Origin of the sequence: Micromonospora sp. CMU55-4 (assembly GCF_011602315.1) — a bacterium.
GTDB classification, from domain to species: Bacteria; Actinomycetota; Actinomycetes; order Mycobacteriales; family Micromonosporaceae; genus Micromonospora; species Micromonospora chalcea.
Genome location: NZ_JAAOLH010000011.1, coordinates 77,290 through 98,881 on the forward strand (window position 1 = coordinate 77,290; position 21,592 = coordinate 98,881).

The 21,592-nt window shown below is 74.4% G+C and carries 19 protein-coding genes; 10 read left to right on the forward strand and 9 right to left on the reverse strand.

The genetic code is table 11. The features are described from left to right. Positions 1–22: 22 nt before the first annotated feature. The 5 genes from HA073_RS19725 to HA073_RS19745 form a co-directional block, all read right to left on the reverse strand. Entirely contained in the window at positions 23–406 is a 384-nt protein-coding gene (locus tag HA073_RS19725) for a hypothetical protein (RefSeq protein ID WP_043328785.1), read from the reverse strand. Between the two features lie 69 nt (positions 407–475). Continuing rightward, positions 476–799, reverse strand: a complete 324-nt coding sequence (locus HA073_RS19730; protein ID WP_043328786.1) for a hypothetical protein — start codon at positions 797–799, stop codon at positions 476–478. 17 nt (positions 800–816) lie between these two features. Then, entirely contained in the window at positions 817–2,475 is a 1,659-nt protein-coding gene (locus HA073_RS19735) for a sodium:solute symporter family protein (protein ID WP_064447792.1), read from the reverse strand. A gap of 135 nt (positions 2,476–2,610) precedes the next feature. Next, positions 2,611–3,639: a hypothetical protein gene (locus HA073_RS31270; protein WP_166457026.1), complete on the reverse strand. Its 1,029-nt coding sequence runs from the start codon at positions 3,637–3,639 to the stop codon at positions 2,611–2,613. 13 nt (positions 3,640–3,652) lie between these two features. Beyond that, on the reverse strand, positions 3,653–4,270 hold the full coding sequence (locus tag HA073_RS19745; RefSeq protein WP_064447790.1) for a hypothetical protein: 618 nt from the start codon (positions 4,268–4,270) through the stop codon (positions 3,653–3,655). Positions 4,271–4,575: 305 nt separating this feature from the next. On the opposite strand from HA073_RS19745, the gene HA073_RS19750 reads away from it, so the two are divergent. From HA073_RS19750 to HA073_RS19780, 7 genes are all read left to right on the forward strand, one after another. Continuing rightward, entirely contained in the window at positions 4,576–6,930 is a 2,355-nt protein-coding gene (locus HA073_RS19750) for a nitrate- and nitrite sensing domain-containing protein (RefSeq protein ID WP_064447789.1), read from the forward strand. Further along, positions 6,930–7,352, forward strand: a complete 423-nt coding sequence (locus HA073_RS19755) for a roadblock/LC7 domain-containing protein (protein WP_043328791.1) — start codon at positions 6,930–6,932, stop codon at positions 7,350–7,352. Before HA073_RS19750 ends, HA073_RS19755 begins: the two co-directional genes overlap by 1 nt. Next, the gene (locus HA073_RS19760) at positions 7,342–7,731 is read left to right on the forward strand and encodes a DUF742 domain-containing protein (RefSeq protein WP_166457027.1); all 390 of its coding nucleotides are present in this window, start codon (positions 7,342–7,344) and stop codon (positions 7,729–7,731) included. The genes HA073_RS19755 and HA073_RS19760 overlap by 11 nt, the downstream gene beginning before the upstream one ends. Further along, positions 7,712–8,314 carry an ATP/GTP-binding protein gene (locus HA073_RS19765; protein WP_043328792.1) on the forward strand — a complete coding sequence of 201 codons (603 nt, stop codon included), beginning with the start codon at positions 7,712–7,714 and terminating at the stop codon, positions 8,312–8,314. Before HA073_RS19760 ends, HA073_RS19765 begins: the two co-directional genes overlap by 20 nt. 106 nt (positions 8,315–8,420) lie before the next feature. Beyond that, positions 8,421–9,455, forward strand: a complete 1,035-nt coding sequence (locus tag HA073_RS19770; protein ID WP_281605578.1) for a lactonase family protein — start codon at positions 8,421–8,423, stop codon at positions 9,453–9,455. Positions 9,456–9,633: 178 nt separating this feature from the next. Continuing rightward, a complete protein-coding gene (locus HA073_RS19775) occupies positions 9,634–11,388 on the forward strand; it encodes a substrate-binding domain-containing protein (RefSeq protein ID WP_051611375.1) in 1,755 nt (584 codons plus the stop codon). Between the two features lie 213 nt (positions 11,389–11,601). Further along, positions 11,602–13,083 (forward strand): sugar transferase, encoded by a 1,482-nt coding sequence (locus HA073_RS19780; RefSeq protein ID WP_104112946.1) that lies wholly within the window; start codon positions 11,602–11,604, stop codon positions 13,081–13,083. Positions 13,084–13,093: 10 nt separating this feature from the next. Here the strand turns inward: HA073_RS19780 and HA073_RS19785 are convergent, their stop codons facing one another. Beyond that, a complete protein-coding gene (locus HA073_RS19785) occupies positions 13,094–14,224 on the reverse strand; it encodes a PP2C family protein-serine/threonine phosphatase (protein WP_043328796.1) in 1,131 nt (376 codons plus the stop codon). Positions 14,225–14,319: 95 nt separating this feature from the next. Here HA073_RS19785 and HA073_RS19790 point away from each other — a divergent pair, with 95 nt between their 5' ends. Then, the gene (locus HA073_RS19790; protein WP_064447786.1) at positions 14,320–14,835 is read left to right on the forward strand and encodes a MarR family winged helix-turn-helix transcriptional regulator; all 516 of its coding nucleotides are present in this window, start codon (positions 14,320–14,322) and stop codon (positions 14,833–14,835) included. 2 nt (positions 14,836–14,837) lie between these two features. Here the strand turns inward: HA073_RS19790 and HA073_RS19795 are convergent, their stop codons facing one another. The 3 genes from HA073_RS19795 to HA073_RS19805 all read right to left on the reverse strand — a co-directional run bounded on the left by HA073_RS19795 (position 14,838) and on the right by HA073_RS19805 (position 18,874). Next, the gene (locus HA073_RS19795; protein WP_166457029.1) at positions 14,838–15,818 is read right to left on the reverse strand and encodes a B12-binding domain-containing protein; all 981 of its coding nucleotides are present in this window, start codon (positions 15,816–15,818) and stop codon (positions 14,838–14,840) included. Continuing rightward, on the reverse strand, positions 15,815–17,404 hold the full coding sequence (locus tag HA073_RS19800) for a PP2C family protein-serine/threonine phosphatase (protein WP_309228044.1): 1,590 nt from the start codon (positions 17,402–17,404) through the stop codon (positions 15,815–15,817). The genes HA073_RS19795 and HA073_RS19800 overlap by 4 nt, the downstream gene beginning before the upstream one ends. Before the next feature lie 210 nt (positions 17,405–17,614). Beyond that, a complete protein-coding gene (locus tag HA073_RS19805; RefSeq protein ID WP_140946172.1) occupies positions 17,615–18,874 on the reverse strand; it encodes an ROK family protein in 1,260 nt (419 codons plus the stop codon). A gap of 52 nt (positions 18,875–18,926) precedes the next feature. Here HA073_RS19805 and xylA point away from each other — a divergent pair, with 52 nt between their 5' ends. Together xylA and xylB are read left to right on the forward strand one after the other, a co-directional pair. Beyond that, on the forward strand, positions 18,927–20,114 hold the full coding sequence (gene xylA, locus HA073_RS19810) for a xylose isomerase (protein ID WP_043328799.1): 1,188 nt from the start codon (positions 18,927–18,929) through the stop codon (positions 20,112–20,114). Between the two features lie 11 nt (positions 20,115–20,125). Beyond that, positions 20,126–21,550: a xylulokinase gene (xylB, locus tag HA073_RS19815; protein ID WP_166457030.1), complete on the forward strand. Its 1,425-nt coding sequence runs from the start codon at positions 20,126–20,128 to the stop codon at positions 21,548–21,550. Positions 21,551–21,592 lie beyond the last annotated feature (42 nt).

Consider the following 21,592-nt stretch of genomic DNA (forward strand, 5'->3'; position numbering starts at 1 on the left):
CAGGGGCCCTCGGGCGTCCGGGTCAGGGAACCGTACGCTCGATCGCGGCCCGGCCCAGCTCGTGCAGGTCGTGGCGGGCCCGTTCCAGGTTCTCCGGCGTCATGTCCTGGCCCCGGGCCATCACCAGGTCCTCCGGGTCCCAGGGCTGCTCGGCGCCGGTACGGATGCCGTCCGGCGCCGCGCCCGTGCCGGTGCCGGTCGCGCCGGTCCCGGCCGCGTACGGGTCACCGATGATGTTCGGCGAGCCGGTGTCGGCCACCGCGCCGTCGGGCTCGGTGAAGGTGGGGTTGTCCGGGTCGACGCCGCCGGCGCGCAACTGGGGCACCGTGCTGTCGTCGTCCACCGCCGCGGCCACCTCGGGGGTCTCCTCGAGCGGCCGCTCGCCACCGCGGTCACGATCGGTCATGCTGCTGCCCTCCTGTCCCTTCGCGTGATCCCCTGGGCGTACCCGGTGCGGGCCGCGCCATGCGGACGGTCAGGCGTCGTCGTGGCCGGGCTCCGGCGTCTCGGTCGGGCTCAGCCGTTGCCAGAGCAGCATCAGCAGGCCGAACACCAGCATCGCCGCGCCGGCCCACAGGTTGATCCGCAGGCCCTGTGCCTTGTCGATCTCGGCGGACGTGTCGAAGAGCCCCATCAGGCCGACGATCAGCCCGTACGCGACGAACAGGCCGCCGATGACCCGGCGGATGTCGAACAGCCGGGCCGCCGCCGAGCGGGCCTCGCGGGCGTCCTCGGTCTCGTCGACGAGCGGGTCGTGCGCCTCGCCGCCCTGGTAGTTGCGGTCCGCGTCGTCTGTCATGGCGTGCGTCCCCTCCTCTAGAAGACCGGGATGTAGAACAGGGCGGCGAGGATCACGGCGACGACGCCGAGCAGCACCGGGGAGCGGTACCAGGCGGCGTCGCCGGCCAGCGAGTCGTCGGCGAGCGCGGTGTCGCTGAGGCCGTACACCAGCCCGGTCAGCTGGTCGTCGGTCTTCGGCCGGGTCAGCGGCGTGACGATCGCGGCCACCACCGCGACGGTGGCGAAGGCCAGGCCCGCGCCCCAGAAGCTCTCCTCCAGGTCCGAGTTGAAGCTGATCACGCCGCCCTTGTAGAGCAGGTACGTGGCGGTGGCCACGACGGTGCCGGACAGCAGCGACCAGAACCCGGCCAGCGGCGTCATCCGCCGCCAGAACATGCCGATGATGAAGGTGCCGAAGAGCGGGGCGTTGAACACCGAGAAGAGCGCCTGGATGTAGTTCATGATGTTGCTGAACCCGGCCGCGATGAACGCGGTGCCGATGCCGATCACCACCGCGCCGACTGTGGCGAGCCGGCCCACCTTCACGTAGTGCTCGTCCGACTCGTTGCGCCGGAAGTACGCCTGCCAGATGTCGTACGTGAAGACGGTGTTGAACCCGCTGACGTTGGCCGCCATGCCGGCCATGAACGAGGCCACCAGGCCGGTGACCGCGATCCCCAGCACGCCGTTGGGCAGCAGGTCGCGCATGAGCAGCGGGATCGCGTTGTTGTAGACCAGGTCGCCGTCGTCGGCGCCCAGACCTTTGACGGTGACCAGGGCGATCAGGCCGGGGATCACGGTGACCGCGGGGATGAGCAGCTTCGGGTACGCGGCGATGATCGGCGTACGCCGGGCGGCGCTCATGTTCCGCGCGGACAGCGCGCGCTGCACCTCGGCGAAGTTCGTGGTCCAGTAGCCGAAGGAGAGCACGAAGCCGAGGCCGAACACGATGCCCAGCCAGTGCGCGCCGAGCGGGTTGCCGGTGCTGCCGGTGCCCTCCCAGGCGTGCAGGCCGGCCTCGCCGAGCCTGGAGTCGCGGACCGCGTCCATCAGACCGCTGACGCCGCCGACCTTGACCAGCCCGATGACCGTGATCGGCACCAGACCGGCGATGATCACGAAGAACTGGAGCACCTCGTTGTAGATCGCGCCGGAGAGCCCGCCGACGGTGATGTACGCCAGCACGATCACCGCGCCGACGATGATCGCGAACCAGAGCGGCCAGCCGAGGAGCGCCTGCATGATCAGCGCCAGCGCGTAGAGGTTCACGCCCGCGATCAGCACCTGGGCTACCGCGAAGCTGATCGCGTTGAGCAGGTGGGTGGGGCGGTTGAAGCGCAGCCGCAGGTACTCGGGGACGCTGCGGACCTTGGAGCCGTAGTAGAACGGCATCATCACGATGCCGAGGAAGACCATCGCCGGTACGGCGCCGATCCAGTAGTAGTGCACGGTCATGATGCCGTACTGGGCGCCGTTGGCGGCCATGCCGATGATCTCCAGCGCGCCCAGGTTCGCCGAGACGAACGCCAGGCCGGTGACCCAGGCGGGCAGCGATCGGCCGGAGAGGAAGAAGTCCACGCTGGTGCGGATCGCGCGCCGGGCGGCGAAACCGACGCCGAGCACAGTGACGAAATAGAGCGCGAGGATCAGGTAGTCCACCGCGTTCATGTCCAGACGCAGGCCGCCGCCGCCCATGCCCGTGCTCCCCTCGTGTGCACCGCTGCCCGCACGTACCCCGTTTGCGAAGTTTCATGCCTGCTGGCCGGTCCGGGCGCGACGGAGCCCCGGCCGGGTCGCCGGCCGGGGCTCGGTGGGGCCCTGCGGCGGGCCTCAGCGCCCCAGTACGCGGTCCAGGAAGTCGCGGTAGCCGCGCACGGCCACCCGGAGCTGCTCGGTGTCGGTGGAGCCGGACTCCTGCCACGCGCCGAGCCGGGTGCGCTGCTCGCGCAGGGCGGTGGAGAGCGCCTCGATCGCCTCCTCGACGAGCGACTCGGCCTCGCCGACCGCGGCGCGCGGGTCGTCCACGAAGCGCAGCTGCACGTCGCGCCAGCGGTCCCGGAAGCCCTGCGCCGCCTCCGGCGCGAACAGCGTCGCGGCGTCGGCCGGTACCGCGCCCGGCGTGGGCCGGTCCGCCCCGCCCAGGGCCGTGCCGGCCGCTGCCGCGCCCGCCGCCGCGGTGCCCGCGTCGACGTGGTCGTGGCGCCGGTCGGCGTCCTCGTCGGCCGCGGGGACCGGCTCGGCGTCGGGGTCGACCAGGCCCGGCTCGGCGCTGCCGTACCCGACCGCGCCGTCGGCCGCCGCGTCGCCGTCGGCGTGCTCGGCGTCCCAGCGGTCGCGGTCGTGCAGTCGGTCCCCGGCCGTCGGATCGGCCCGCTCGTCGTCCAGCGGGTCGGTCCGGCCCGGCGCGCCGTCGCCCGGCACCGCGGTGTCCTCGTCGCGGGCGTCGCGCTCGTCCTGCGGACGGCCGCTCGCCAGCGCCGACGCGGCGACCGCGTCGCCCACCGTGGCCGCGCCGAACGCCGTCGGCAGCGGCGCCGGCTCGTGGAACGGCGGACGCCCGTCGTCGTCGCGCCCGTCGTCGGTACGGTCGGCCGCGTCGCTCAGTTCGCCGGCGTCGTACGCGCGGGTCTCGTCGACCTCGTCGTCGTGCCGGGCCCCGGTCCCGTCGTCGTGCCGGTCGTCGGCGACGGCCGGGTCGTCGAAGGTGCCCCGGTCGTCGAGCGCGTCCTCGGGCACGTCGGCCCGGTCGGCGTCGTGCCGGCCGGGGCCGGCGTGGTCGCCCGGCTGCGGCACCGGTACCGGCGCGGACCGGACGGCCTCGGGGTGGTCCTGCGTGACCTGCTGCTCTTCCTGGCGCATGGCGGCGGCCTCCTCAGCGGCTCGTGACGTCGTGGTCGTGGTCGGGGTGGCGCTGCTCCGGCTGCTCCCGCTGCTCCGGCTGCGGCGTCCACGTGGGCACCGGGTCCTCACCGAGCAGGTCGGCGAAGAGGGCCCGGTAGTGCACGAGCGCCTGCCGGAGGTCCTCGGTGCCGGCCTCACCGCGCTCGTTGCGCTGCCGGATCTCGTGGGCGTCGCGGTAGTGGGTGAGCGTGCGGGCGTGCTCGACGGAGAGGTGGGCGATCTGGTCCGAGAAGTCCCCGGTGGGGTATCCGCGCTCGGCGATCAGGCGGCTGACCAGCTCGTCCGCCTCGCCGACGGTCTCGGCGGGCGAGTCGACGAAGCGCACCTGCAGCTCTTCCCAGGCGGCGGCGTAGCGGGCCCGGGACTCCGGGCTCAGCGGGGTCAGCTCCAGTTCGGCGTGCCGGCGCTCGCGCTCACGCAGCTCGCGTTCGGCCGCGCCGCGGCTGTCCTGCTCGGCGACGACCCGGTCGTACTCCGGGCCGAAACGCTCCCGCAGCGCCCGGCGGCGGCTGGCGACCACGGCGAACGCGGCGAGCGCGGCGATGACGAGGACGACGATGACTATGACGATTACCTGGGTGGACGACATGGCTCCTCCTTCGCCCGCTGGTATTCCCTCATGCGGGTGATCGCCAATCCCGTTGCGCGGCACTTTCCGCCCCGGTCGGGAAATAAGGAGCGGTGTCGCGACCGCCGTCCGGTGCCGGTCCGGTGTCCGACTGCGCCCGCCGTGCCCGTCTCGGACCGTAGTGAGAGCCGAGACGGCCGGTAGTGCATCCGCCCCGGATTACGTATCCTGCCCAAGGCGTCCGGGCCGGGGCCCGGCGTCGTGGCCGGCGAACGTGACGGCCGCTGCCGGCGCCACCGAGCGACACCTTCCCGGGCGAGGTCTGATTGAACACCCGTGACTGGCCGATCCGCGCCAAGCTGACCGCGCTGGTCATCGGCCCGGTGACCGGGCTGCTGGCGTTGTGGATCTTCGCCACCACGCTCACCTTCGGGCCCGCGCTCGATCTGCTCTCCGCCCGTACCCTTCTCTACGACCTCGGCCGTCCCGGCGAGCGCGTGGTGGCGGAGCTGCAACGGGAGCGACGGCTGTCGGTGGTCCAGCTCGCCGGCCGCAGCGCCCTGCCGGCCCTGGCGGAACAGCGCGTACGCACCGACGACGCGATCGTCGAGCTGCGCCGCAAGGTCGACGGCAAGGCCCTGCGCGACGTCGCCGACGAGCAGCTCGACGGCCGCCTCGACCAGCTGGTCTCGGCACTGGACGCGCTGCCCGCCGGACGCGCCTTCATCGACGACCGGAAGGTGGACCGGTCCGGTGCCGTCGGCCTCTACAGCGGGATGATCGGTTCGGCGTTCCAGGCGTTCGGCGCGATGGCAGCGCTGCCCGACGCCCAGCTCAACCGGGAGGCCACAGCGCTCACCGCGCTGGGCCGCTCCCGCGAGCTGCTCGGCCAGGCCGACGCGCTGCTGGCCGGCGCGGTCATCGCGGGCCGGTACGCCGACGGCGAGCACGAGCAGCTGGTCCGGACCTTGGAGAACCAGCGTTTCCTGGCGGAGACGGCGGTCGCCGAGCTGCCGTCCGAGGAACGGACCTCGTACCAGCGGTTGACCGAGGGCGCCGGGTTCGTCAAGCTGCGCGCGCTCCAGGACACCCTGATCCGCTCGTCCGCGTTGCCGGCCCGGTTCGACATGGCCGGCTGGGAGGCCGGCCACGCCGAGGTGTGGCAGAGCCTGCGCGACTTCGAGCTGCGCGGCGCGGACGCCCTGGCCGAGCGGTCGGTGCCGATGGCCACCCGGATCCTCGTCCAGCTCGCCGCCGCCGGTGTGCTGGGTCTCGTCGCGATCGTCGTCTGCGTGCTGGTGGCGCTGCGGGTCGGCCGGTCGCTGGCCCGGCGGCTGACCGGCGTACGCACCGCCGCGACCGAGGTCGCCGAGCAGCGGCTGCCCGACGTGGTCGCCCGGCTGCGCCGCGGCGAGGAGGTCGACGTCGCCCGGGAGGCGCCCGAACTGGACCACGGCGGCGACGAGATCGGCCAGGTGGCGCGCGCGTTCAACGAGGTGCGGCGTACCGCGGTGCGCGCCGCGATCGACGAGGTCACCCTGCGCCGGGGGTTCAACGAGGTGATCCTCAACCTCGCCCGGCGCAGCCAGGGCCTGGTGCACCGGCAGTTGGCGCTGCTGGACCGGCTGGAACGGCGTACCGAGGACCCGGACGAGCTGGCCGGACTGTTCCAGGTCGACCACCTGGCGACCCGGCTCCGGCGGCACGCCGAGGACCTGGTCATCCTCGCCGGCGCCGCGCCCGGGCGGGGCTGGCGCCGGCCGGTCGCCGCGGTCGACGTGATGCGCGGCGCGATCTCCGAGGTCGAGGCGTACGACCGGGTCGACGTGGGTGAGGTGGCGTCGGCCGGGGTGCTCGGCCGGGCCGTCGGCGACGTGATCCACCTGCTCGCCGAGCTGATCGAGAACGCCACCGCGTACTCCCCGCCGGGCACCCGGGTGGACGTCACCGGCCGGACCGTGCCGGGCGGCTACACCATCGAGATCACCGACCGGGGGCTGGGCATGTCCGCGCCGGCCCTGGCCGCCGCCAACCGCAAGCTGGCCGAGCCGCCCGAGTTCGACCCGGCCGGCAGCGCCCGGCTGGGGCTGTTCGTGGTGGCGCGCCTGGCCGCACGGCACGGCGTGCGGGTGGAGCTGCGGCCGGCCCGTCCGGCCGGGATCGTCGCCGCGGTGTTCGTACCGTCGGATCTGATCACCGACGAGCCGCCGGTGGGCACGGACGGCCCCGCCGGGCCGGAGCGGCGGCGCCTGGCCAAGGTGACCCGGTTGACGACGGTGCCGCGTCCGGGGCGCCCGAACCGGCCGGGACGGGACCGGTCGGAGAGCACCGTGGTCCCGTTGCAGTCCGCGCGCGCCTCGACCGTGGAGCCTCCCACCGACGGCGACGGCCTGCCACGCCGGATCCGGCGGCGCGGCGCGTCCGCGCGTCCGCGCGCGGCGGTCGTGGACGCCCCGGCGTACCGCACGCCGGAGGAGGCGCGCCGGGCCATGTCGGCGTTGCAGGCGGGCACCGCGCGGGGTCGCCGGGACGGCGCCCGCGCCACCGACCCGGCCGGTGACGCCGATCCGGCCACCACCGAAAAGCCTGACACCGGTACGCCGTCCGCCACGTCGGGGCCGGCCGTGGAGCCCGCCCTGCCGGTGGCGGAGGACCGAACCGCGACTGAGAGGGACGCCTAGTGGTGTACACGACGCGGCAGAACGCCGATCTCGACTGGCTGCTCGACGACCTGGTGGAGCGGGTGCCCGCCGCACGCCGGGCGGTGGTGCTCTCGGCGGACGGGCTCCTGCTCGGCGCCTCCGGCGACCAGGACCGCAGCGAAGCGGAGCACCTGTGCGCGCTGGCGTCCGGCTTCTCCGGCCTGGCCAAGGGCGCCACCCGGCACCTGGGCGGCGGCGCGGTCCGCCAGACCGTGGTGGAGATGGAGTCGGCCTATCTCTTCGTGACCGCCGCCGGACAGGGCGCCTGCCTGGCGGTGGCGAGCGACGCCGACGCCGACATCGGCCTGGTGGCGTACGAGATGGCGATGCTGGTGATCCGGGTCGGGGAGAACCTGGCCGCGCCGGCCCGCAGCGGCGGGGGGCCGGCCGATGCGCGCTGACTCGCCCGGGCCGCAGCACGAGTGGCTGGACGCCGACGCCGGTCCGGTGGTGCGCCCGTACACGCTCACCGGGGGCCGGGTGCGCCCGCCGGTGGACGGCTTCGACCTGCTGGCTTTCGTGCTCGCCACGCCGGACGCCGAGCCGACCGGCACGCCCGGCCTCCAGCCGGAGCATCGCCGGCTGATCGAACTGGCCCGCCGGCCGAAGGCCGTGGCCGACCTCGCCGCCGACCTGGACCTCGCCGTGGGCGTGGTGCGGGTGCTGCTCGGCGACCTCCTCGCCCATGGCTTCGTCGCGGTGCACCGGCCACCGGCCACCGCGTACCTGCCCGACGACAACATCCTCAAGGCGGTGGTCAGTGGACTCCGTGCGTTATGACCGGGAGCCGGGGGCGCCCCAGGTGCCGCTGGCTCTGAAGATCCTCATCGCCGGTGGCTTCGGGGCCGGCAAGACGACGCTGGTCAGCGCGTTGAGCGAGGTCCGGCCGTTGCAGACCGAGGAGGTCCTCACCGGCGCCGGGCTCGACACCGACGACGTCTCCGGGGTGGAGCAGAAGGCGACCACCACGGTGGCGATGGACTTCGGCCGGATCACCATCAACGACGACCTGCAGGTCTACCTGTTCGGCACCCCGGGTCAGGACCGGTTCTGGTTCCTCTGGGACGAGCTGGCGTTCGGCGCGCTCGGCGCGGTGGTGCTCGCCGACACCCGGCGGCTGGCCGACTGCTTTCCCTCCATCGACTACTTCGAGCAGCGGGGCATCCCGTTCGTGGTGGGCGTCAACTGCTTCGAGGGCTCCCGGCGGTTCGGCCTGGAGGCGGTGCGCGACGCCCTCGACCTGGACCCGGACGTCCCGCTCGTGCTCTGCGACGCCCGGGACCGGCAGTCCGGCAAGCTGGTGCTGATCTCGCTGGTCGAGCACGTGGCGCGGCAGCGCGGCGAGCCGGTGCCGGTGGGCTGAGCCGCCCGCGGCGAATCTCGTCGGCCGTCGCGGGACTGATCGGACGCCTGACCGGGAAGCCTCTGGTTGGATCTGGCGGAGACAGGACCGACGGAAGGTGGGAGCGGTGACCGGGCAGGACGAGATCGTCCACATCGGCGGCTACACGGCGGAGACGGGCGGGCGGGGTGAGGGCGTCGTCGCGGCCCGGCGGGACCGGGCGACCGGCGGGCTGACGCCGCTGGGTGTCGTGGCGGTCACCCCGTCGCCGTCGTTCCTGGCCCGGCATCCGGCGCTGCCGGTGCTGTACGCGTGCAACGAGCTGCCGGACGGCCGGGTCGGCGCGTTCCGGGTGGCGCCGGACGGCGACCTCACGCCGCTGGGCGAGCGCCCGTCCGGCGGGGCCGAGCCCTGTCACGTGGCGGTGGCCCCGGACGGTCGGCACCTGTTCGTGGCGAACTACGGCGGCGGCAGCGTGGCGGTGTTCGGCCTGGACGCCGAGGGCGTGCCGGGGGAGCGCGCCGACCTGGTCCGGCACGAGGGGCACGGCCCGGACACCGACCGGCAGGAGCACGCGCATTGTCACATGGTCTCGCCGGATCCGGCCGGCGGCGCGCTGCTCGCCGTCGACCTGGGCACCGACTCGGTCTACCGGTACGACGTCGACGCCGGCTCCGGCCGGCTGACGCCCCGGGAGCCCCGGGTGAGCACTCCGCCCGGCACCGGGCCCCGCCATCTGGCCCGGCACCCGGACGGGCGGCGCGCGTGGCTGGTCGGCGAGCTGGATGCCACTGTCACCGCGTACGACCTGACGCCGGACGGGCCGCGGGAGCGGGCGCGCGTCGACGCCAGCGGGCGGGCCGGGCATGTCCAGCCGTCCGAGGTGAGCGTGGGACCGGGTGGGCGTTTCCTCTACGTGGGCAACCGGGGCGTCGGCACGGTGGCGGTCTTCGCGCTCGACGGCGAAGCGCCGGAGCTGGTGGCCGAGGTCGACACCGGCGGTGAGTGGCCCCGGCACTTCGCGTTCGCCGGTGAGCACCTGTACGTCGCCGACGAGCGGGCCGACATGATCAGGATCTTCCGGGTCGATCCGGTCAGCGGCGTGCCCGAGGTGACGGGGGAGCCGGTGCCGGTGGCGAGCCCGACCTGCTTCTTGCCGTGAGCGGACGGTCACCGAAACGACCGTCCGCAGTGGACTTCATCACTCTGAAATGACTGACCAGTAACTTAGCGTATGAGTTAGGTGATCAACTGTTTCTGCTGCGTAACTTTCGTCCGAACGGTTGTGGTGGTAACCCCACGAGGTACGCAAGATGGTCACCGTGTCTGGCCGCCATCGCATGCGTTCCAACCTCCGTGGAGCAGGCGCCGCCGCTGTGGCGGTAGCCCTGGTCGCCGTCGTGGGCGGCTCCTGGTTCGGCTACCAGCAGCTGGCCGGCCCGAACTGTTCGGGCCGGATCGAGCTGTCGGTGGCGACCGCCCCGGAGATCGCCCCCGCGGTGCGCGGCGCCGCCGACCAGTGGGTCGCCGACGGCGCCGCGGTGGGCGGCACCTGCATCGCCGTCAACGTCTCCTCCTCCGAGTCGGTCGAGGTGGCCGCCGCGGTGGCCAGCAAGCACGGCGCCACGCTCGCCGGAGTCGGGCAGGCCAGCGGCACCGCTGTCACCCCGGACGTCTGGGTGCCGGACTCCTCGACCTGGCTGGTCCGGCTCAAGAGCGGCGGAGCCAGCGCCTTCGCGCCGACGAACGGCGCCTCGATCGCGCGCAGCCCGGTGGTGGTGGCGCTGCCCGAGCCGGTGGCCTCGCGCATAGGGTGGCCGGACAAGAAGCTCCGCTGGTCCGACCTGCTGACCCAGGTCACCGCGAGTAAGCCGCTGCGGGCCGGGATCGTCGAGCCGACCCAGGACGCGGCCGGCCTGTCCGGGCTGCTGTCGCTCACCGCCGCCGCCAGCTCCACCGGCGATTCCGGCTCGCCGAAGGCGCAGGAGGCGATGGTCGGGGCGCTGCGGGCCCTCGCCACGAACCGCTCCTCGCTGCGGCAGGACCTCCTCGCGCGGTTCCCGCGCTCGTCGGACCCGACGGCGATCGCCAACGGGCTGGGCGCGGCGGCGCTGTCCGAGGAGGACGTGATCGCCTACAACAGCACGAAGCCGCCGATCCGGCTGGCCGCGCTCTACCTGGAGCCGGTGCCGATCCCGCTCGACTACCCGTTCGCGGTGCTGCCCGGCATCGAGCCGGCCAAGGCGTCCGCCGCCCGGGTGCTCTTCGAGGTGCTGCGTACGCCGGACTTCAAGGACCGGCTGGCCGCGCAGGCGCTGCGCGCGCCGGACGGCAACTGGGGGCGCGGCTTCCAGGCCCCGACGGGCGCGCCGAGCCCGGCGAACGGCGGCGCGAGCCAGGTGCCGCCGTCCGGTCAGGGCGGCGCGGCCGACCTCGACCCGGGCGCCATCTCGACGGCGACCACCACCTGGTCGGTGGCCACGCAGTCGGGCCGGATGCTCTGCGTCATCGACGTCTCCGGCTCGATGAAGAAGCCGGTCGCGACGGCGAACGGCGCCAGCCGGGAGCAGGTCACGGTGGCGGCCGCGAGCCAGGGCCTCGGGCTCTTCGACGACTCCTGGTCGATCGGTCTGTGGACGTTCTCCACGAACCTTCAGGGCTCGCAGGACTGGAGCGAGCTGGTCGGAATAAAGCCGTTGTCGAGCAACCGGGGGGCGCTGCAGCGCGGCCTCGCCTCGATCAAGCCCTCCAGCGGCGACACCGGCCTGTACGACACCATGCTCGCGGCGTACAAGAAGGTGCAGCAGGACTGGGAGCCGGGCAAGGTCAACTCGATCGTGCTGTTCACCGACGGCAAGAACGAGGACGACAACGGCATCTCGCAGAAGGAGCTGCTGGACCAGCTGAAGAAACTGAAGGACGACGAGCAGCCGGTCCAGGTGGTCATCATCGGCATCGGCACCGAGGTGAACCGGGCCGAGCTGGAGTCGATCACCAAGGTCACCGGCGGCGGCGCGTTCGTCACCACCGACCCCAGCAAGATCGGCGAGATCTTCCTCCGGGCGATCGCGCTCCGGCCGCCCGCCCCGCGCTGACCTGAAGCTCAGCGCTAGTCTTCCGCCGTACCGGCAAATCCGGTACGGCGGAAGGCTTCCCGGGTCAAGACGCGGGATGAGAACTGACGGTAATGCGTCCGAATCAATCGGTAACCATAATTGTCCAGGCATGATGACCGGGTGCCTCGACCGCGGGCTCCACACCGGAGCCGGGCGGGGACGGGGCGGTCCTGAGCGAAGTGGGGAGGGCCGGTGACCTCGGCGACGCTGTTGACCCCTGCCACGTCGTCGCGACCCGGTGGTGAACGCCCGGGCAAGACGACACGAGCCGCGGAGCGGGCCTACATCCGGGTCCTGGTGGTGCTGGACACCGCGGTGCTCGCGGTGGCCATCCTGGTCGGTTACCTGGCCCGGTTCGGCGACGAGGAGCCGACCGGGTCCGAGATCCCGTACGTCGTGGTAGCCCCGGCGCTGCTGCTGGTCTGGCTCGTCTCGCTCAAGGCGATGCGGTGCTACGACGACCAGGTGCTCGGCTACGGCGCGGACGAGTACCGCCGGGTCAGCGCGGCGAGCATGCGGCTGGCCGGCGGTATCGCGATCGCCGGGTACATCGCCGACGTCGGCGTCTCCCGGGGCTTCCTGGCCATCTCCTTCGCCGTCGGCACCGTCGGCCTGGAGGTGGCGCGGTTCGCGGCCCGCAAGCGGCTGCACCGGGCCCGCGACCGGGGCGCCGGCTGGTCGCGCAAGGTGCTCGTGGTGGGCGACACGGCACACGTGCTGGAGCTGGTGCACACGCTGCGCCGGGAGCCGTACGCGGGCTACCAGGTGGTCGGCGCGTGCATTCCGGACGCGCTGCTCGCCCCGGTGCCGCAGCGGCTGGGTGACGTGCCGGTGGTCGGCTCCTTCCGGGGCATCCCGGAGGCGGCCACCGCGATCGGCGCCGACACGGTGGCGGTCACCGCCTCCGGTGAGCTGACCGCGACCCGGCTTCGCCGCCTGGGCTGGCAGCTGGAGGGCACCGGGGTCGACCTGGTGGTGGCGCCGGCGCTGACCGACGTCGCCGGCCCTCGCATCCACACCCGCCCGGTCGCCGGCCTGCCGCTGATCCACGTCGAGGCGCCCGAGTTCCGTGGCGCCCGCAAGCTGGTCAAGGGCTTCGTGGACCGGTCGATCTCGCTGATCGCGCTGCTCGTGCTGGCGCCGCTGCTGATCGTGATCGCGCTCGCCATCAAGATCGACAGCCGGGGTCCGGTGCTGTTCCGGCAGACCCGGGTCGGTCAGGGCGGCGAGGAGTTCGGCGTCTTCAAGTTCCGCACCATGGTGGTCAACGCCGACGCCCTGCTCGCCGAGCTGGCCGCGCGCAACGAGACCGACGGCCTGATGTTCAAGATGCGCGACGACCCGCGGGTGACCCGGGTGGGCCGGCTGCTGCGCAAGTGGTCGCTGGACGAGCTGCCCCAGCTCGTCAACGTGCTGCTCGGCCAGATGAGCCTGGTCGGCCCGCGCCCGCCGCTGCCGTCCGAGGTGGCCCGCTACGACGGCGACGTGGCGCGACGCCTCCTGGTCAAGCCCGGCATGACCGGCCTCTGGCAGGTCAGCGGCCGGTCCGACCTGAGCTGGGAGGACGGCATCCGGCTCGACCTCTACTACGTGGAGAACTGGTCGCTGGCCGCCGACCTGACCATCCTCTGGAAGACGTTCGGCGCCGTGATCAACAGCCGCGGCGCGTACTGAGCGGGCCGGGTCAGGGCTGCGGGCCCAGCCAGTCCAGGCACACCACCACCGCGTCGTCCACCAGATCGCCGGCGACGAAGGCCCGCAGGTCGCCGATCAGCGACCGGACCGCGTCCAGCGGCTCCATCGGCCCGGTCCGGCGCAGGAACCGGTCCAGCGCCGCCTCGCCGTAGCGCCCCTGCTCGGTGGTGGCGTCGATGACGCCGTCGCTGACCACGAAGAGCCGGTCACCGCGCTCCAGCTGGAACGTCTGCTCCCGGTAGTCGGTGCCCTCGAACATGCCGAGCGGGAACTGCTCGTCCAGCGCCTGCTCGCTGACCTCGCCGGCCCGCAGCCGCAGCAGACGGGGCGAACCGGCGTCGACCACGGCCAGCGTGCCGGTGGCCAGGTCCAGTTCGACGAGCAGCACCGAGACATGCTGCTGGCCCCGGTGCTGCGCGTAGATCGCCTGGTCGGCCAGCGCGGCCTGGTCGGCCAGGGGGAGCCCGGCCCGGCGCGCGTTGCGCAGCGCGTACGTGGCCAGCGAGGCGAGCAGCGCCGCGGCCACCCCCTCACCGAAGCCGTTGGAGACCGCCAGCCAGAGCCGGTGGCCGTCGTCGGACCAGTCGAAGCTGTCCCCGCGCACCGCGTACGCCGGTTCCAGCTGCCCGGCCAGGCTGAACGACGGCCGGATCCGGCTGCGCCCGGGCAGCAGCTCCCACTGCATCTCGGCGGCCAGCGTGAGGCGCCGGCTGCGCCGGGCGGTCCGGTAGATGTCGGTGGTCGCCATGACCGCGCTCAGCTCGTGCCCGAGCACCGTGGCGATGGTGTCCAGCTCGCGGCGCGCGTCCGGGTCGGCCGGTACCGGAGAGACCCGGAGGACGCCCCGGCGTTCGCCGCGCATGCCCACCGGGAACCAGCCCACCTCGTCGGCGATCACCGGCTCCTGGTGGTCGAAGGCGCGCCAGGCCGGGTGACCGGGGCGGGCGAGCGCCTCGCCGTCACCCAGCGGCAGCAGCTCGGCGAGCCGGTAGTCGACCTGGTAGAGCTCGGTGCGGGTGATTCCGTACGTGCGCGCCAGCTCGGCGGCGAGCCGGTCCACGATGAGATCCGTCGGCGCCTCGGTCAGGACCCGGCGCGCGCGGCCCTCCGCTCCGCTCATCTTTGCTCCTTTGCACAGGTCGCCGGGCAGATCCGGGGGGTAGTCTCGGGCCCACCATGACCGAAGAGCCTGGTCCCCAGGGACCTGACACGAGTATGTCCGCCGCCCTGGACGAGGCGGCAGGCACCTTGCTCGCCGTCTGGGAGGCGGCCCGGGAGCGCACCACCAGCCGGCTGTCCAGTGCCCAGTTACGCGCGATCATGGTCGTCGAGCAGTATGACGGCATCAACCTCCGCCGGCTCGCCACCCTCACCGACATGCTGCTCTCCTCCGCCAGCCGGCTCTGCGACCGGCTGGTCGCGGCCGGCATGCTGGAACGCGAGCCGGGCCGCTACGACCGGCGGGAGATCTCCCTGCACCTCACTCCGGAGGCCCTGCGGCTCCTCGCCGAACTGCGCACCGACCGGCGGCGCCGGCTGGAGCGGATCCTGGACGGAATGAGCTCGGAGGGCCGGGTGGCACTGCTGCAGGGCATGCGCGAGTTCGACGTGGTCGGCCGGCGCGGGGAGGCGACAGCGGCCGAGGGCTGGCCGGTGCTGCAGCCCTCCGGGGAGCGGATCGGTGACCCGGTCCGCCCGTCCGGCGAGCCGCCGGTGGCCCGTACCGCCTGACTTCACCCGCGGACGGCCCGCAGCCGGGCCACCACCCGGGGATGCTCGGTCAGCGCCCGCTCCAGCGTGCCGAGCACCTCGTCCAGCAGCGCCCGCCCGCCCCGGGACGTCAGCGCCTCCGCCTGCCACTCGACGAAGTCCCGCAGCAGCCGGTCGTCGTCCACCCGCACGGCCGCGATCAGCGCGTCCACCAGGTGCGCGATGCCGGTGGCGGCGTCCTCGGCGGTCTCCTCGGGCGGGTCCACCGCGGTCAGCGCGAGCCGGACCAGCTCCCGCCGCCGGTGCAGCAGGGCGACGTACGAGTCGTCAGGCGGCGGTGGTGGCGCGCCGATGTGCGTGCCCGCGGACAGCGGCCGGTCCAGCAGCGCGACGGCGTCCCGGGCGCTGGCGCCCCAGGCCGCCGCGCCGATCGTGGCGGCCCACCGGCCCTCCGGCCCGAAGCCGGGGCCGCCCGCCAGTACCGGCACCCCGGCCGCGCGGCTCGCCTCCACCATCCGCGCCGCCCGGACCAGCCGGTTCGGCTGCACGCAGCTCAGCAGTACCGCGTCCGGGCCGGTCTGGTGCAGGTAGGAGACCAGGTGCCGGGCCGGCACGCTGGCGCCCAGGAACGTCACCCGCCAGCCGGCCGCCCGGACCACCTCGGCGACGATCCGGGCGGCCAGCGCGTGCCACTCGCCCTCGACGCAGGCCATCACCACGTGCCCACGTCGCGGTGCGCCGATCGTCGCGCCCACCGCGCCGACCACGAGTTCGCTGACATGGGTGGCGGCGTGCTCCTGGGCCACGCTCCAGGAACCGGTGAGCCAGCGGCGGCCGATCTCCTGCTGCGCCACCGCGACGAGGTCCACCAGGATGTCCGCGACCGGCACGCCATCGGCGAGCAGTTCCTGCGCCAGCGCGATCGCGCCGGCCCGGTCGGCCCGGTCCAGGTGATCGAGATACGCGGCGAGCGTCTCCGGCCCGATCCGGCGCTCCGGGCTCACCCGGCGGCCAGCGCCAGCATGGCGATGTCGTCGTGCGGCTGCCCGTCCAGCCACTCGTCGACGAGCTGGAGCACCCGCTCCACGAGCGCGGCCGGCGGGAGCCCGGCACCGGAGGCGACCGCCTGGCGCAACCGGTCCTCGCCGAACATGGCCAGCTCGGTCGGGCCGCCCCGGGCCTCGGTCACCCCGTCGGTGTACGCCAGCAGCAGGTCGCCCGGCGCCAGCCGTACCTCGGCGTCGACGAACCGCGCGTCGGTGAGCGCGCCCACCGGCATGCCGCCCACCCGGACGGTCTCGATCCCGCCGCCGGCGCGGGCGACGAGCGGGGCGGGGTGCCCGCCGCCGGCCACCCGGACCCGCAGCCCGCCGCCGGGCTCGCGGCGGACCGCGCCGAGCAGGAGCGTCGTGAACTGGGCCCGGCGGGCGGCGTCCGGCGCGTCCAGCAGCGCCCGGTTGAGCAGCTCCAGCAGTTCCCGGGGACGCTGCTCGACGAGGCGCAGCGTCTGCAGCGACTGGCGTACCCGGCCGGTCAGCACTGCCGCGCCGACGCCCTTGCCGCAGACGTCGCCGAGCGCGAGGAGACCGCCCTCGGCGGTGGGGAACACGTCGTAGAAGTCCCCGCCGATGCGCAGGCTGTCCCCGGCGGCGCGGTAACCGCCGGCGAGCGTCATCCCGGGCAGGCGCGGCAGTTCCGGCGGGAGCAGGCTGTTCTGCAGCACGCGCGCCAGGTGGGCCTGCTCGCCGTACAGCTCGGCGGCGGCCAGCGCGGCGCCGGCCCGCCCGGCGAACTCCCGGGCCAGTGCGATCTCCCGCTGATCGAAGCCGGGCCGTTCGGGGCGGCGGGCCAGCACCAGCGCGCCGGCCGGGCCGCCGGCGCTGGGCATCGGGCTGATCAGCACGGTGCCCGGCCGGCCGAAGCCGGTGGGCAGCACCTCGGCCAGGTCGGCCAGTTCGGCGTCGAGCCAGGGACTGGGCTCGGTGCGGTCGCCGTCGAGCGCCTCGACCAGCCCGGGGACGGACTCCACGGTGCGCCAGCCGGTCACGCCGGTGACCGGGCCGGAGTCGCCGGTGGCGTACCGGATCCAGTGCGGCGCGTCCTCGGCGGGCGGGGCCGGGCGGTGCACCACCACGGCGACGTCGGCCAGGTAGGGCACCGGCAGCGTGACCGCGGCGCGCAGCGTCTGGTCCCGGTGCAGGGACAGCCCGAGCCGGCTGCCGGCCCGGGCGAGGAACGCGGTCCGGGAGCGTTCGGCGAGCAGCGCGTCGGTGCGTGCGTGCTCCTCCGTGACGTCTCGGACGTACCAGGCGCCGCGCTCGGCGGCCAGCGGGCGCCGCAGCCCGCGCAACCGCCGGCCGTGGTGCTCGGTCTCGAACGTGTCCGATCCGGTGCTCGCCGCCTCGGCCAGCGCCGGCACCTGGCACCCGGCCAGGTCGACGCCGGGGCTCAGCTCCGGGAGCAGGTCGATGGCCATCGCGTTGACCAGGGCCACCACGCCGGCCGGGTCGACTGTCACGACCGCTTCGGCGAGCCCGTCCAGCAGCTCCTGGGCGAGCCGGTCGTCAGCCGGGAGCGCGGCCCCGGCCACCCGCCGGGGTCGCTTCCTCCAGGCGTGCCCCCCGCCGCTGACCGGCCCCGCGACACCGCCCCGGCGCGCGGCTGTCACCTCAGGTGGCCGGGCGCTTCGGTCAGTCGACCCCTGCGCATGCTGTCGGTGCACTCCTCGCTCGGCGGACAGGTTGCCTGGCGGCAAGCGTACCGAGCGCGGGCACGTAATGCCCGTCCAGGAACGGCCGGATCAGGCGCTGCGGGCCAGCCAGCCCACCGGCCGGTCGACGATCCGGCGGACCACCGAGCCGGCTCCGCCGACCGCCGCGGACTGCGCCCCGAGCACGGCCGGGCGTACCTCGACCGGTGCCCAGGCGGCGGTCAGCACCCGCCGGGAGATCTCCGCCACCACAGGCGGCCGCAGCCAGGGGGCGAGCGGGGCGTATCCGCCGCCGAGCACCACCGTGTCCAGGTCCAGCAGGTTCACCACGCCCGCCACGGCGACCCCGAGGGCGGCGCCGGCGTCGGCCAGGGCGGTCAGCGTGGCCGGGTCACCGGCGTCGGCCAGGTCGGCGAGCCGGGTGGCGGCGGTGTCGGCGGGCAGTTCCGCGCCGGGCAGCCCGGCGGCGGCCAGGATCGCCTCCTGGCCCGCGTACCGCTCCAGACAGCCCTGGCCGCCGCAGCGGCACGGCCGCCCCTGCGGCTGGACCGGGAAGTGACCGATCTCTCCGCTCCAGCCGCGCGCGCCCCGGTAGAGCGAGCCGTCCAGCACGATTCCGGCGCCGATGCCGATCTCGCCGGTGATGTGCAGGAAGCTGCGGGGGCCGGCCGGTCGCGCGTACAGCTCGCCGAGCGCCGCCAGGTTGGCCTCGTTGTCGACCACGAGCGGTGGCACCCCGTCGACCGGCTCGGCCAGCGAATGCCCGGCCAGCAGCGCCGGCACGTCCACGTCCCGCCAGCCGAGGTTCGGCGCGAGCCGGACCAGGCCGCCGTCGCCGACCAGGCCGGGCACGGCGAGCGCCGCGCCGGCCAGGGTCAGTCCGTCGCGTACGGCGGCGGCGCGCGCCTCGGCGGCCAGCGCGGCGAGCCGGGCGAGCGCGTCGGCGGGGGAGACCGGGCGCAGGTCGGCGCGGCGGACCAGGTGGTGCCGGACCGTGCCGGTCAGGTCGACGACGCAGGCCGCCAGGTAGTCGACGTTCACCTCCAGGCCGAGCCCGGCCGGGCCGTCGGAGGCGAGCACCAGCCCCCGGGCCGGCCGGCCCGCACCGGTACGCGGCTCCGGCTCCGCCTCGGCGACCAGCCGGCCGGCGATCAGGTCGTCGACCACGGCGGAGACGGTGGCCCGGGTCAGGCCGGTGTCGGCGGCGATCCCGGCCCGCGAGGGCGGCCGGTCGGCGGCGGCGATCCGCCGGAGCACCACTGCGAGGTTCAACTCGCGCAGGCTGCCCTGCCGGACCGCCCCGGCCGTGCTGGCGCTTGTCACCTCTTGACACTGCCACATCGCCGCCATTTAATTCAACCGCTGAACAAATCGCGGACGACACCACCACTGGAGGTCTGCCATGGCACCCCGTCCCACCCCCGCGGACAAGTTCTCCTTCGGCCTCTGGACGGTGGGCTGGCCGGCCCGTGACCCGTTCGGCGACGCGACCCGTCCCGAGCTGGACGCCGTCGAGGCCGTGCACCGGCTCGCCGAGCTGGGCGCGTACGGCATCACCTTCCACGACGACGACCTGGTCCCGTTCGGCGCGGACGCCGCCACCCGCGATGCCCGGCTCAGCCGCTTCCGCAAGGCGCTCGACGAGACCGGCCTGGTCGTGCCGATGGTCACCACCAACCTGTTCAACCACCCGGTGTTCAAGGACGGCGGCTTCACCAGCAACGACCGCGACGTGCGGCGGTACGCGCTGCGCAAGGTGCTGCGCAACATCGACCTGGCCGCCGAGATGGGCGCGAAGACGTTCGTCATGTGGGGCGGCCGGGAGGGCGCCGAGTACGACGTCGCGAAGGACGTCCAGGCCGCGCTGGACCGCTACCGCGAAGCGGTCGACCTGCTCTGCGAGTACGTCGTCGACAACGGCTACGACCTGCGCTTCGCGCTGGAGCCGAAGCCGAACGAGCCCCGGGGCGACATCCTGCTGCCCACCGTCGGCCACGCGCTCGGCTTCATCTCCACCCTGGCCCGCCCGGAGATGGTCGGGCTGAACCCGGAGGTCGGGCACGAGCAGATGGCCGGGCTGAACTTCGCCCACGGCATCGCCCAGGCACTCTGGCAGGGCAAGCTGTTCCACATCGACCTCAACGGCCAGCGCGGCATCAAGTACGACCAGGACCTGGTCTTCGGCCACGGCGACCTGCTCAACGCGTTCGCCCTGGTCGACCTGCTGGAGCACGGCGGCCCGAACGGCGGCCCGGCCTACGACGGCCCGCGCCACTTCGACTACAAGCCGTCCCGCACCGAGGACATCGCCGGCGTGTGGGCCTCCGCCGAGGCGAACATGCGCACGTACCTGCTGCTCAAGGAGCGGGCCGCGGCGTTCCGCGCCGACCCGGAGGTGGTCGAGGCGCTCGCCGCCGCCCGCGTGGCCGAGCTGGCCACGCCGACGCTGAACCCGGGTGAGGGCTACCGCGAGCTGCTCGCCGACCGGACCGCGTTCGAGGAGTTCGACCCGGAGGCCGCCGGGGCGAAGGGCTTCGGCTTCGTCCGGCTCAACCAGCTCGCCGTCGAGCACGTGCTCGGCGCGCGCTGAGGCGGGCCGCCATGCCGCTCGTCGCGGGGGTCGACTCGTCGACCCAGTCCTGCAAGGTGGTGGTCCGGGACGCGGAGACCGGCGCGCTGGTCCGGCAGGGCCGCGCGCCGCACCCGCCCGGCACCGAGGTCGACCCGTACGCCTGGTGGGAGGCCCTGCGGGCGGCGGTGGCCGAGGCCGGCGGCCTGGCCGACGTGGCAGCCGTCTCGGTCGGCGGCCAGCAGCACGGCATGGTCTGCCTGGACGCCTCCGGTGAGGTGGTCCGGCCGGCGCTGCTGTGGAACGACACCCGGTCCGCCGACGCGGCCCGGGACCTGGTCGAGGAGGCCGGCGGCGGGGAGACCGGCCGCCGGTTCTGGGCCGACGCGACCGGCGCGGTGCCGGTGGCCAGCTTCACCGCGACGAAGCTGCGCTGGCTGGCCCGGCACGAGCCGGACAACGCCGACCGGGTGGCCGCCGTGTGCCTGCCGCACGACTGGCTCACCTGGCGGCTCGCCGGCGCGCCCGGCCTGGACGCGCTGCGCACCGACCGGGGTGACGCCAGCGGCACCGGCTACTGGTCGCCGCGCACCGGCGAGTACCGGCTGGACCTGCTGGAGCGGGCCTTCGGGCGGCGCGTGACGGTGCCGGTCGTGCTCGGCCCGGCCGAGGCGGCCGGACACCTCGACCCGGCCGTGCTCGACGGCGACGCGGGCACGGCGGGGCGGATCCTGCTCGGGCCGGGCACCGGGGACAACGCCGCCGCGGCGCTCGGTGTCGGCGCCGGTCCGGGCGACGTGGTCGTCTCGATCGGCACCTCCGGCACCGTCTTCGCGGTCGCGGACAACCCGGCCGCCGACCCGAGCGGCGCGGTGGCCGGGTTCGCCGACGCCACCGGCCGGTTCCTGCCGCTGGTGTGCACGCTCAACGCGGCCCGGGTGCTCGACGCCACCGCGACCCTGCTCGGCGTCGACCTCGACACGCTCGGTGAGCTGGCCCTGTCCGCGCCGCCCGGCGCCGACGGGCTGGTCCTGGTGCCGTACCTGGAGGGGGAGCGGACGCCGGACCGACCGCACGCCACCGGCGAGCTGAAGGGCCTGACACTGCGCACCTCGACCCCGGCGCACCTGGCCCGGGCCGCGGTCGAGGGGATGCTCTGCGGGCTGGCCGACGGTCTCGACGCGCTGCTCGCCCAGGGCGCCCGCGCCGACCGGATCATCCTGGTCGGCGGCGGCGCCCGGTCCGCCGCGGTACGGCGGATCGCGCCGCAGGTCTTCGGCCGCCCGGTGGTGGTGCCGCCGCCCGGCGAGTACGTGGCCGACGGCGCGGCCCGGCAGGCCGCCTGGGTCGCGCTGGGTGGCGACACCCCGCCCACCTGGTCGGTCGGCGACACCGAGGAGTACACCGGCGAGGCGGTCCCCGCCATCCGCGAGCGCTACGCCCACGCCCGGGGGTAAGGAAGGGCCCCTTCTTAACATGCGCGTCGGCCGGGGGCGGTG